This window comes from Mesorhizobium intechi, assembly GCF_002879535.1.
Classification (GTDB): domain Bacteria; phylum Pseudomonadota; class Alphaproteobacteria; order Rhizobiales; family Rhizobiaceae; genus Mesorhizobium; species Mesorhizobium intechi.
This window is the reverse complement of the sequence record NZ_PNOT02000075.1, coordinates 1-10312: the sequence shown is the minus strand read 5'-3', so window position 1 is coordinate 10312 and position 10312 is coordinate 1. Positions and strand designations below refer to the sequence as shown.

The window sequence follows — 10312 nt, the reverse complement described above, 5'->3', positions numbered from 1 at the left end:
TCATCGGTGGGCGAAAAGACTCTTTCGCGAGCGGGGATCAGGCGGCTCTCATTCGTTCGCCGGTTTGCCCAGGACATGATCGGAGCGATAAACTGGACGGCCCATCGCCGACCTCTTGGGCGCAACGGTAACCTGGGAGGAATGGATATGACGACATTGTTCGTGAGACACACCGTGTCCGACTACAAGGCCTGGCGCAAAGTCTACGACGGGTTCGCCCCGGTTCAAAAGGCCAACGGCGTGAAGGCAGAAGCCGTCTATCAGGCGGCGGACAACCCCAACGACGTCACCGTGACCCATGATTTCGCCAGTGCCGCCGAGGCGCAGGCCTTCATCAAGAACCCAAAATTGAAAGAGGCGATGGCGAGCGCTGGCGTGGTCGGCGCGCCAAGCATGTGGATCACCAACAAGGCTTGATGGGCCGCTGTTCCATCTCCTCGTTCCAACGCAAATTCCGGACGAAAATAAGCCTGGCGCTTGCGGTCTGGCGGGCGGGGCGCATGCTCAGCTTCCCAGCAGCGCCAGCTCCTCGATTGTCAGATGCCGCGCCGCGCCCTTGGCGAGGTTGCCCAGCGGCAAGCGCCCGATGGCGATTCGGATGAGGCGCTTGACCTCGATCCCCTGCGTGGCGAGCAGCCGGCGGATGTGGCGGTTGCGGCCCTCGTCGAGCACGATCTCCAGCCAGGCGGTGCGGCCGCCGCTGCGCAAAAGCATGATGGAATTGGCCGTCAGGGTCTCGCCGTCGACATTCACACCCGCGCGCAGCGTTTCCAGCATCGCTTCGTCAGGCACCGTGCCGACCTGGACGTGATAGGTCTTGGGCAGGTGCGCGGCCGGGTCCATCAAACGGTTGGCGAATTGCGTGTCGTTGGTCATCAGCAATAGGCCTTCGCTGGCTTTGTCGAGGCGGCCGACCGGCGAGACGAAGGGCAAATCGAGCCCTTCGAGGCAGGCATAGACGGTGTCGCGCTGCTGCGGGTCGTCGCGGGTGGTGACAAGCCCGCGTGGCTTGTTGAGCATGACATAGACCTTGCGCTCGGCAACGACGGGCGCGCCATCGACTACGATGCTGTCGCGGTTCAGGTCGACGCGCAGCGCGGCATCGCGCACCACCTTGCCCCCGACGCGCACGCGCCCTTCCGCGATCAACACCTCAGCCTGCGTGCGCGAGCACAGGCCGAGCTTCGACAGCGCACGATTGAGGCTGACGCCTGATGGCCTGGCCGCGGGCGATGTGGGTCGTGCTGTCATTCTGCTTAGGACCGGTCCGTCGTATCGGACAGATGGCATGGGAGGTGCGGCAATCGCAAGCGACCGGCGGTCGCGATGGCCTTGTCCTGGATCAAGAGAGCGATTGCGTCGCGGGGCTACGTTGCGCGCGGTGCCCGTCGACGAGGGGCATTTTCGACACGTTTCAAGAGAAGGTTTGAAAGCAGCATGGTTCCTATTCAGCATATCCACCCGATCTTCGTGCATTTTCCGATCGTGATCATCCTGACCGTTACGCTGGTCGACATCGTCGGATTCTGGCGTCGCCATGACATGACCGTGCGCAGCGGCGCCGGCACAATCTCGACCGGCCTGGCCGTGGCCGCCGGGCTGTTTGCCGTTGCGACCTGGTATCTTGGCGGGCTGGCGCTCGATTTTGCCGAATCGGGTGGCTTCAGCAGCCCGGTGGCGGAAACGCATGAGGGGCTGGGCGGCGTCACCGCGCTGGCGTTCCTCATCTGGGGGGCCTTAAGGCTGGGCCTGTGGGTGCGCAATCGCGGCATCGGCTCGATGGCCGTCGCCATCCCGGCGATCGAGATCGCCGGTTCCGCGCTGGTCACGATCACCGCCTACTATGGCGGCATCCTGGTGTACGATCTCGGCGTCAATGTCGCCAAGGTCACAGTCGGCGGGTGATGGCATGAGCGGCCGGGCGGTTGGCCGGCCGCTTACACCGCGGTCCCGACCAGCGCGCCGATGCCGGCGGTGAGCGCCATGGCGAGGGCGCCCCAGAAGGTCACGCGCAACGTTGCGCGAAGGATGTTGGCGCCGCCCGCCCTGGCGCCGATGGCGCCCAGCAGGGCAAGGAAAAGCAGGGACGCAACCGAGACCGCCGGCACCAGCATGGAGGCCGGCGACACCAGGACCATGAGCAGCGGCATTGCCGCGCCCACGCTGAAGGTCGCCGCCGAGGTCAGTGCCGCCTGGATCGGCCGCGCCGTGGTCATTTCCGAAATGCCGAGTTCGTCATGGGCATGCGCGGCCAGCGCATCCTTGGCCATGAGCTGGTCGGCGACCTGGCGGGCCATGTCCGTCGCCAGCCCCCGCTTGACGTAGATCTGCGCCAACTCCTCGCGCTCGAATTCGGGCTGGGTCGCGAGCTCCTGGCGTTCGCGGGCGAGGTCGGCGTTCTCGGTGTCCGACTGGGAGCTGACCGAGACATATTCGCCTGCCGCCATCGACATGGCGCCTGCCACAAGGCCGGCTATGCCGGCGACCAGAACCTGCGAAGCCGGCGCTGCGGCCGACGCCACGCCGACGATCAGGCTCGCGGTCGAGACGATACCGTCATTGGCCCCCAGGACGGCGGCGCGCAGCCAGCCGATGCGCGACACCTGATGGTTTTCGACATGCAGGCGGCTCATGCTCTTCTCCTGATCTTGCCTTCGAGTTTCGTGGCGGCGGCGATCGTATTGGAAATCGTGCCGTACTTGCGGACATTCTTGTGCAGCAATTCCAGCCGCTGGTCGGTTTCATCGGTGTCGACGACAAGCTCGTAGTCGATCGAGGCAATCCCCGGCGGGCTGTCGCGCCGAGCGGCATGCAATGCGACCCTGACGCCTCGCAGTTTGAAACCGAGCATCGGGGTAACGCGTTCGATGCCCTTGATCATGCAGGCGGCGATCGCCGCCAGAAGCAGTTCGGCCGGATTGAAGGCATCGACCCGGCCCTCGCGACTGGTGTCGAGAACGAGTGCGGCGTTCTTGGTCGTGGCCACGCTTTCTCGTGCATCGGTCCGTCTGGCTTCAACGCTGTATTCGACCATGATGCCGCCTGCTTTCGCCGCCCGAGGGACGGGCGCCGCTCAGGCGGTTCTAGCTTCTTTTCAGGAACCCGGTTTTGATCCAGGTCAGAATCCGGCCATGATGGCCCTTCACGTGCATGCCACCCTGCTGGCCGCCGGTACGACCGCAGCTGTGCAAGCGATGGCGCGTCAACCGGCCCGCTGAGCCATCACGATGAAGTTGCCGCAGGTGTCGTCGAAGAAGGCGGCGCAGACCGGGCCCATGCGCGGCGGCCGAGAAATTTCACGCCGCGCCTGGCGAGGCGGTCGAAGTCGGGCTGGATGTCGCGGCAGGGCAGCCGGGATGCTTGGCGTCATGGAGCGCTTGCTGCGCGGCACGCGCCGGCGCATCGCGGTCGGGCTCGAGCACCCAGCTGCGCGCTGGCGGCTTGGGGCGCCTGCCGTCTCTGATGGCCAAAACCCATCCGGACCTTATGTTGCCACAATCGATCAATGCGATGGAACAGGCATCAGCAATGGGTCCAATACGTTGAAGAGCACTTTATTTCGTGCCCTCGTGGCGCTCGTCGGTACGGCGTTGCCGGCGCGGGCAGATGAGGCATGCATGGCCAATATGGGACGGTTTGAACTGGGGCAGTATGCCTGCCTGAGGGTTGGCGAGACGAGCCACCTGGCTCGCTGCGAGGTCAACCTCAATATCTTGTCCTGGAAGGAGGTGCTTGACCATTGCCCGGGCGGCACCGCGCCGCAGCCCGCGTCGGCCACATCTGCCTGCCGGGCCAACGGCAAGTTCATCCCGGGCGGCGGTTTTGCTTGTCTCGTCGTGGCCGGCAGCACGCAGTTGGCGCGCTGCGACACCGTGCTCAACGCTCCGTCTTGGACCAAGGTACAGGAAGGATGCCCCGGCGCACCGCTGTCGCAAGCCACTCCGGATGCCCAGGCGCATCCTGGGCTCAAGGATCCGTTGTCAGGTCCTCGCCGCCTGTTTGAACGGCTGCGAGACGTGCTCTGAAGTCAGCCACGAACGAGATCGGCGGTGGCGCCGCGCCGGTCGTCGTTTGGCTGGAGCGTGATCCGGACCAGTGCCTTCGGCGGCTATTTTCCTTTGCCTCGCCAATCCTCCACGAGCGAGAACAGAAAGGAGCCAGACCAGGTCAGAAGCAGGAGGCCGTTCAGTGGCGTGATGGACGTGATGAGCCGCATCTCACCGACAGGTATCACATTGTTATAGCCGAGCGAGGCATAGGCCTCGGCGGCATAGTAAAAATAGTCCATGTTTGAGGGGAAGGCCTTGCCTCCGAAATCACCGAGGGCAAGGGTCCGGTCGGCAAGGTGAAATATGGCGGCATAGATACCGATCTCAACAAGATGAAGCCCAACCAGGCCGCAGATTACGAAAAGCAGCGCGGGGTAAGCCCCAACCGACTTGCGGGCCAATCTGTCGAGGCGCTGGATCGCCTCGTAGTGGAGGGATGACGACCCGATGACGGCGGCAAAAGTCAATACGATGGCCGTTAGCATGTTCATTGAATGGTCTCGCTAGCGCCATTTGGGTTTTGGAGATGCGGGGGTGACTGCCGGGGCGCGGTCTGGCGAAGGCATGATTGCCCGCAAATGGCCCAAAAAAAGGCGAGGGCTTGGCCTCGCGGGGACGTGATAAAGAACGGATCCCGACACCTTGAAGGCGTCGCGATGAGGCGCAACACGACGGGTGCGGAATCAAATCGTGCCGCGCCCTCGGCGGCTGGCGATTTCGCGGTAAAGAGCCTCGGGACTGACGCCTACTTCACGGGCCAACGTTGACCAATGTCCCCTGGCGGGAAGGCTCCCATGCCAGGAGACCCACGCATCGAGGCGGGCCGCGACTGTCTTGAGGGACAAGATCTCCGACTGCAGTCGTGCCTGCTGGACCTCATGCGCGAGATGGCGCGCCCAAGCGATAGCCAGTTTCGTGTCCTCCTCGATCCGGGCGAGCAGGCCGGCGCGCGGAACGGCCCAGGTGACGGCAGCAACATCCGCTCGGGCCGCGCAATGGTAGGAGGCTGAATACAACGAGGCTTCGGCCAGGATGGTATTGGGACCCGCACGTTGAAGGACCAGGGCCGTCCCATTGTCCTGATGCCTGACCAGGTGAAGGACGCCCGAACGCACGACATGAATGAACCGGACAGGATCACCCTGATGAAACACTGGTGATCCCGCCGCGAAGTCGATCTCGCGGCCTTCCAGACGGTCGAGCAAGGCAACGAGCGGGAGCGACATGATTTCTATCATGTAGGATTTGTCGAAGCTGTGGCAAGCATGCCTGGTCAACGGAGCAACTGCCATGATACGCGCCATCGCACTCGCCGCTTGCCTGGTTTCTTCCGCCGCCAGTGCCCAGCAAGCCCAGTCAGGCGCAATCGACCATAAGATGCATATGCAGATGATGAGTGGGCAAGCCGCGGGCGAAGCGGTTCCGACAGAGCCCGGCCAAGGCGCTTTCGCGGCGATCCAGGAGATCGTAGCCATACTCGAGGCTGATCCTGACGCGGACTGGTCCAGAGTGGACATCGACGCCCTGCGCGCGCATCTCGTCGACATGAACGCGGTTACTCTGGCAGCCGATGTGAAGAGCGAGCCGGTTGCGGGCGGAACCCGATTCCTGGTCACTGGCTCGGGAGCCGTTCATGATTCAGTGCGTCGGATGTTGAAGGCTCATGCGGCGGCGATGAACGGGGCGGACGGTTGGCGTTTCGACGCTTCCGATATCGATGGCGGCGCATCCCTGACCGTGTGGCCCCCAGCGAAGGATGCCGACAAACTGCGCGGCCTCGGGTTCTTCGGGCTCATGGCTCAAGGGATGCATCATCAGCGCCACCACATGATGATCGCACGAGGCGAAGACCCTCATCCCTGAAACTGGAACTGGAGAAAATTCTTCAGCTGAATATCGTCGCGTGATCCATGTGATATCCGGCCCCTCCCGACACTTTACGTGCGCAGCACCCGGTAGATCGCGGGGATGACCAGCACCGTCAGCAGCGTCGAGGAGGCCAGGCCGAACAGCAGCGAGATCGCCAGCCCCTGGAAAATAGGATCGCTCAGGATCACCGCGGCGCCGATCATGGCGGCAAGCGCGGTGAGCAGGATCGGCTTGAACCTGATCGCGCCGGCCTCGATCAGCACCTCGCTCAACGGCCTGTCGGGCGATGCGGCGTGGCGGATGAAGTCGACCAGCAGGATCGAATTGCGCACGATGATGCCGGCCAGCGCGATGAAGCCGATCATCGAGGTGGCCGTGAACGGCGCGCCGAACAGCCAGTGCCCGCCGAGGATGCCGATGAAGGTCAGCGGAATCGGCGTCAGGATCACCAGCGGCACCTTGAAAGAGCCGAACTGGGCGACGACGAGGATGTAGATACCGAGCAGCGCGACGCCGAAGGCCGCGCCCATGTCGCGGAAGGTCACCCAGGTGACTTCCCATTCGCCGTCCCACAAAAGCGTCGGCCGGCTTTCATCCTCCGGCTGGCCATGCAGCGAGATCGCGGGCTTCTGCAGCCCGGTCCAGTCCTGCGCGTCGATGGCCTTGCTGACGGCGAGCATGCCGTAAAGCGGCGCCTCGAAGCTGCCGGCAAGCTCGGCCGTCACCATTTCGGCAGCGCGGCCATTGTGCCTGAACACCGGGAACGAAGCGCGCTCCGGCGTCACCCGCACGACATCGCCGAGTTCGACCACGCCGCGGTCGCCAGGCAGAACGTTGGCCGGAATGGGGGTGGTCAGGAAGCGCTCGTCGAGCGTCCTTTCGCCCTTCGGTCGCTCGATCCTGATCGGAATCGGCTGGCGACCGCCGCCGCGATGCGAATAGCCCACGGTCTTGCCCCCGTTGAGGATGGCAAGCGTGTCGAAGACGTCGCTTTCCTCGACATGGAAGAACTCGGCATCGTCGGTGGAAATCGTGGCGCGCAGCCGGCGTGCCGGCTGTCCCCAGGAGTTGTCGACGTCGACGATGAAGGGCACGGAGCGAAACGCCGCCTCGATCCTGGCGGCGACCTTGCGGCGGGTCTCGCCGTCGGGTCCGTAGATCTCGGCGAGCAGCGTTGCCATCACCGGCGGGCCTGGCGGCGGCTCGACCACCTTCAGGCTGGTGCCTTGCGGTACGGGGATCGTGGCGATGCGTTGGCGGACGTCGAGCGCGATCTCATGGCTGGAGCGGACACGGTTGGCTTTCGGCAGCAGGTTGAGCGCCACGTCGCCCTGCTGCGGCTCGGTGCGCAGGACGGCATGGCGGACGAGGCCGTTGAAGTTGAAGGGCGCCGCCGTGGCGGCATGTGTCTGGACCGATCGAACCTCCTTCAACTGGAGAACCTGGGCGGCGACGGCCTGCGCCACCGCATCGGTCGCTTCGACAGAAGACCCTTCCGGCAGGTCGATGGTCACCGACAGTTCGGACTTGTTGTCGAAGGGCAGGAGCTTGACCGTGACATGCTCGGTGTAGAACAGCGCGAGCGAGCCCAGGGTCAGCACGCCGACGACGAGCAGGAAGGCCCAGCTCGCCTTCTTCGAGGCCAGGATCGGCCGGGCGACGGCGGTGTAGGCGCGGCCGAGCGGACCGCCATTGCCATGATCCTGATGGGCATGCATCGGCGCCCGCCCGGCAAGTTTAAGCATCAACCACGGCGTCACCGTCACCGCGACGAAGAAGGAGAAGATCATCGCCGCCGAGGCATTGGCCGGAATCGGGCTCATATAGGGGCCCATCATTCCCGAGACGAACAGCATCGGCAGCAGTGCGGCGACCACGGTCAAGGTGGCGACGATGGTCGGGTTGCCGACCTCCGCCACCGCCTCGATTGCCGCCTGCCGGCGATCGCGGCCGCCCATGGCCCAGTGGCGCGAGATGTTCTCGATCACCACGATGGCATCGTCGACGAGAATGCCTATGGAAAAGATCAGCGCGAACAGCGACACGCGGTTCAGCGTGTAGCCCATGACGCGCGAGGCAAACAGCGTGAGCAGGATGGTCACCGGAATGACGACGGCCACGACCATCGCTTCACGGCGGCCGATGGCGACCCAGACCAGCACGATGATCGAGATGGTCGCCAGGCCGAGATGGTAGAGGAGCTCGTTTGCCTTGTCGTTGGCGGTCTCGCCGTAATTGCGGGTCACGTCGATCGAGATATCGCCTGATATCAGCCCGCCCTGGAGCAGTGCGACCCGGTGCAGAATGGCGTCGGCGACGGCGACCGCGTTCGATCCCGCGCGCTTGGCGATGGCGAGGGTGACCGACGGCACGCGCTCGACACCAGCGCCGGCGCTGGTGACCGTCGACACCAGCGTATCACCGGCGTCGGTGGCGAAGGCGACGTCGGCCACGTCGCGGACATAGACGGGGCGGTTGTCACGCGAGGTAAGCAGCAGGTTGCCGATCTGGTCGGGCGAGGCCAATGTCTCGCCGGCGACGATGTCGATCTGCTCGCCCTTGTCGCGCACACGTCCGGCGGGAAAGGCCTTGTTGGCGCCCGATACCTTGGCGGCGAGCTGCTGCAGGGTGACACCGTAAAGGGCAAGCTTTTCAGGGTTGGGATCGACGCGGATGATCTCACCGGTGTCGCCGACCAGATAGGTCAGGCCGACATTGTCGATCTTGGCGATCTCGGTGCGCAGTTCGCGCGCGATGCGGGTGAGGTCGTTGGCCGTCATGCGCGCGGCTGCCTGCGGCTTCGGCGACAGCGTCAGCGTGACGATGGCGACGTCGTCGATGCCGCGGCCGACGATCAGCGGCTCGGGCACGCCGACGGGAATGCGGTCCATGTTGGCGCGCACCTTGTCGTGGACGCGCAGCACGGCAGAGTCCGACGATGTGCCGACGACAAAGCGGGCGGTGACCATCACCTGGTCGTCGCGCGTCTGCGAATAGACATGCTCGACGCCGTCGATGCCCTTGACGATCGTCTCCAGTGGCTCGGTGATCAGCTTGACGGCGTCGTCGGCCTTGAGCCCGTCGGCGCGCACGAAGATGTCGACCATCGGCACCGAGATCTGCGGTTCTTCCTCGCGCGGCAGCGTGAGCAGCGCCACCAGCCCGAAGGCGAAGGCGGCGACCAGGAACAGCGGCGTCAGCGGCGAGGCGATGAAGGCCCGCGTCAGCGCGCCCGCGATGCCGAACGAGGCGGGACCTTTCATGGGGTGACCACGACCTCGCCGGCCGCCAGGCCGGTCAGGATCTCGACATAGCCGCCTTCGGCGCGCCTGGTCCGCTCGCCTGTGACCACCGCGCGCTCGACACTGCCGCCGCCCGCGGCGACGCGCACGAAATCGATCCCCGAACGGGTCTGGATGGCCGAAGCCGGCACCAGCAGCGCGGAGCGCTCGGCGACCGGCAGCTCGACCAGGACACGGGCATCGATGAAATTGGTATCGAGATTGTCGACCTCGACGTCGGCGATGACGCGGCCATTGTCGATCCGCGGATAGATCTTGGCGAGACGTCCGGGGGCCTCCTTGCCGGCGGCGGTGATACGGATGGCGGCTCCCTCTCTCAGCGACGCCGCGTAGCGCTCCGGAACGGCAAGCCGCAGGAACACCCCGCCGCCACCAATGGTGGCCACAACCTCACCGGCCATGATGACCGCGCCACGCGTCACCGGTACGGTCAGCACGCGGCCGTCGCCGGGAGCAAAGACATCGCCCTCGGCGCCCTGCTGGACGATCACCGATCGCTGCGCCTCGGTCGCGGCAAGCTGGTTGCGTGCGACGTCGACTTCGGTGCGCAGTTGATCGAGACGCTGCGCGGTCATGACGCCCTTGTCGACCAGCGTTTGGCCACGGGCAAGTTCGGACTGCGCCGTCTCAAGCTGCGCCTGCAGGGCACGAAGCTGTGCGTCCAGAGCGGCGACCTGAAACGCGATCTTGTCGTCCTGGACGGTCGCGATCTTCTGCCCCGCCTTGACCAGTTCGCCTTCCGTGACGGCCAGATCGACAACAAGACCGCCGACACGGGCGCGCGCCGGAACGGTGTCGCGCGCCTCGACACGGCCATAGACCGCTTTCCATTCGGTCACCGTCGTCGGCGCAAGCGTCAGCGTGCCGGCAAGCGCCGGAGAGCCCGCCACCAAGGCGGCCAACAGAAGAGGCATGCGCATCCGGATCTTCCTCAGAATGCGCATCCCGGCTTGATGCCGAGCTTGCGGAAGACCATCGCTGCCGGGCAGAAGCCGGTGAACGCCGACTGCAGCATGTTCAAGCCGACGAAAACCGTCAGCCAAACGAACAGCGGCGAGACAAAGGCGGTGAGCACAACGGACAGCAGCACCA

Annotated in this window: 12 protein-coding genes; 4 read left to right on the top strand and 8 right to left on the bottom strand. The window is 65.0% G+C overall.

Annotated features, from left to right (window positions below; translation table 11 throughout):
- Positions 1-147 precede the first annotated feature (147 nt).
- Positions 148-417 (top strand): cyclase, encoded by a 270-nt coding sequence (locus C1D09_RS07085; protein ID WP_143973607.1) that lies wholly within the window; start codon positions 148-150, stop codon positions 415-417.
- 87 nt (positions 418-504) lie between these two features.
- On the opposite strand, the gene C1D09_RS07080 is transcribed toward C1D09_RS07085, so the two are convergent.
- A complete protein-coding gene (locus C1D09_RS07080; RefSeq protein ID WP_143973604.1) occupies positions 505-1251 on the bottom strand; it encodes a pseudouridine synthase in 747 nt (248 codons plus the stop codon).
- A 186-nt stretch (positions 1252-1437) separates the two neighbouring features.
- Here C1D09_RS07080 and C1D09_RS07075 point away from each other — a divergent pair, with 186 nt between their 5' ends.
- Positions 1438-1905, top strand: coding sequence for a DUF2231 domain-containing protein (locus tag C1D09_RS07075; RefSeq protein ID WP_143973603.1), 468 nt, complete (start codon positions 1438-1440; stop codon positions 1903-1905).
- 32 nt (positions 1906-1937) lie between these two features.
- Here C1D09_RS07075 and C1D09_RS07070 read toward each other — a convergent pair whose 3' ends face one another.
- Both C1D09_RS07070 and C1D09_RS07065 read right to left on the bottom strand, forming a co-directional pair.
- Positions 1938-2633, bottom strand: a complete 696-nt coding sequence (locus C1D09_RS07070) for a VIT1/CCC1 transporter family protein (protein WP_143973602.1) — start codon at positions 2631-2633, stop codon at positions 1938-1940.
- Positions 2630-3034, bottom strand: coding sequence for an OsmC family protein (locus C1D09_RS07065; protein WP_143973601.1), 405 nt, complete (start codon positions 3032-3034; stop codon positions 2630-2632). Before C1D09_RS07065 ends, C1D09_RS07070 begins: the two co-directional genes overlap by 4 nt.
- Before the next feature lie 322 nt (positions 3035-3356).
- Between C1D09_RS07065 and C1D09_RS07060 the strand changes: the two genes are divergently transcribed.
- The gene (locus C1D09_RS07060) at positions 3357-4025 is read left to right on the top strand and encodes a hypothetical protein (protein ID WP_246135668.1); all 669 of its coding nucleotides are present in this window, start codon (positions 3357-3359) and stop codon (positions 4023-4025) included.
- 83 nt (positions 4026-4108) lie between these two features.
- Here the strand turns inward: C1D09_RS07060 and C1D09_RS07055 are convergent, their stop codons facing one another.
- A complete protein-coding gene (locus C1D09_RS07055) occupies positions 4109-4534 on the bottom strand; it encodes an ion channel (protein WP_167514514.1) in 426 nt (141 codons plus the stop codon).
- 198 nt (positions 4535-4732) lie between these two features.
- Positions 4733-5353, bottom strand: coding sequence for a Crp/Fnr family transcriptional regulator (locus tag C1D09_RS07050; RefSeq protein WP_246135667.1), 621 nt, complete (start codon positions 5351-5353; stop codon positions 4733-4735).
- Between C1D09_RS07050 and C1D09_RS07045 the strand changes: the two genes are divergently transcribed.
- Positions 5340-5912, top strand: a complete 573-nt coding sequence (locus C1D09_RS07045) for a hypothetical protein (protein WP_143973599.1) — start codon at positions 5340-5342, stop codon at positions 5910-5912. The two genes, C1D09_RS07050 and C1D09_RS07045, sit on opposite strands and share 14 nt — an antisense overlap.
- Positions 5913-5986: 74 nt before the next feature.
- Here the strand turns inward: C1D09_RS07045 and C1D09_RS07040 are convergent, their stop codons facing one another.
- The 3 genes from C1D09_RS07040 to C1D09_RS07030 are packed head-to-tail and all read right to left on the bottom strand — an operon-like array spanning position 5987 to position 10310.
- A complete protein-coding gene (locus C1D09_RS07040; protein ID WP_143973598.1) occupies positions 5987-9181 on the bottom strand; it encodes an efflux RND transporter permease subunit in 3195 nt (1064 codons plus the stop codon).
- Positions 9178-10140 (bottom strand): efflux RND transporter periplasmic adaptor subunit, encoded by a 963-nt coding sequence (locus C1D09_RS07035; RefSeq protein WP_167514513.1) that lies wholly within the window; start codon positions 10138-10140, stop codon positions 9178-9180. Before C1D09_RS07035 ends, C1D09_RS07040 begins: the two co-directional genes overlap by 4 nt.
- Positions 10141-10151: 11 nt before the next feature.
- Positions 10152-10310, bottom strand: a complete 159-nt coding sequence (locus C1D09_RS07030) for a YgaP family membrane protein (RefSeq protein WP_246135669.1) — start codon at positions 10308-10310, stop codon at positions 10152-10154.
- Positions 10311-10312: the final 2 nt, after the last annotated feature.

What these genes read in the sequence shown, in the direction of transcription:
- C1D09_RS07085 (WP_143973607.1), top strand. Translation starts at nt 148, where the DNA reads ATGACGACATTGTTCGTGAGACACACCGTGTCCGACTACAAGGCCTGG.
- C1D09_RS07080 (WP_143973604.1), bottom strand. Translation starts at nt 1,251, where the DNA reads ATGACAGCACGACCCACATCGCCCGCGGCCAGGCCATCAGGCGTCAGC.
- C1D09_RS07075 (WP_143973603.1), top strand. Translation starts at nt 1,438, where the DNA reads ATGGTTCCTATTCAGCATATCCACCCGATCTTCGTGCATTTTCCGATC.
- C1D09_RS07070 (WP_143973602.1), bottom strand. Translation starts at nt 2,633, where the DNA reads ATGAGCCGCCTGCATGTCGAAAACCATCAGGTGTCGCGCATCGGCTGG.
- C1D09_RS07065 (WP_143973601.1), bottom strand. Translation starts at nt 3,034, where the DNA reads ATGGTCGAATACAGCGTTGAAGCCAGACGGACCGATGCACGAGAAAGC.
- C1D09_RS07060 (WP_246135668.1), top strand. Translation starts at nt 3,357, where the DNA reads ATGCTTGGCGTCATGGAGCGCTTGCTGCGCGGCACGCGCCGGCGCATC.
- C1D09_RS07055 (WP_167514514.1), bottom strand. Translation starts at nt 4,534, where the DNA reads ATGCTAACGGCCATCGTATTGACTTTTGCCGCCGTCATCGGGTCGTCA.
- C1D09_RS07045 (WP_143973599.1), top strand. Translation starts at nt 5,340, where the DNA reads ATGATACGCGCCATCGCACTCGCCGCTTGCCTGGTTTCTTCCGCCGCC.
- C1D09_RS07050 (WP_246135667.1), bottom strand. Translation starts at nt 5,353, where the DNA reads ATGGCGCGTATCATGGCAGTTGCTCCGTTGACCAGGCATGCTTGCCAC.
- C1D09_RS07040 (WP_143973598.1), bottom strand. Translation starts at nt 9,181, where the DNA reads ATGAAAGGTCCCGCCTCGTTCGGCATCGCGGGCGCGCTGACGCGGGCC.
- C1D09_RS07035 (WP_167514513.1), bottom strand. Translation starts at nt 10,140, where the DNA reads ATGCGCATGCCTCTTCTGTTGGCCGCCTTGGTGGCGGGCTCTCCGGCG.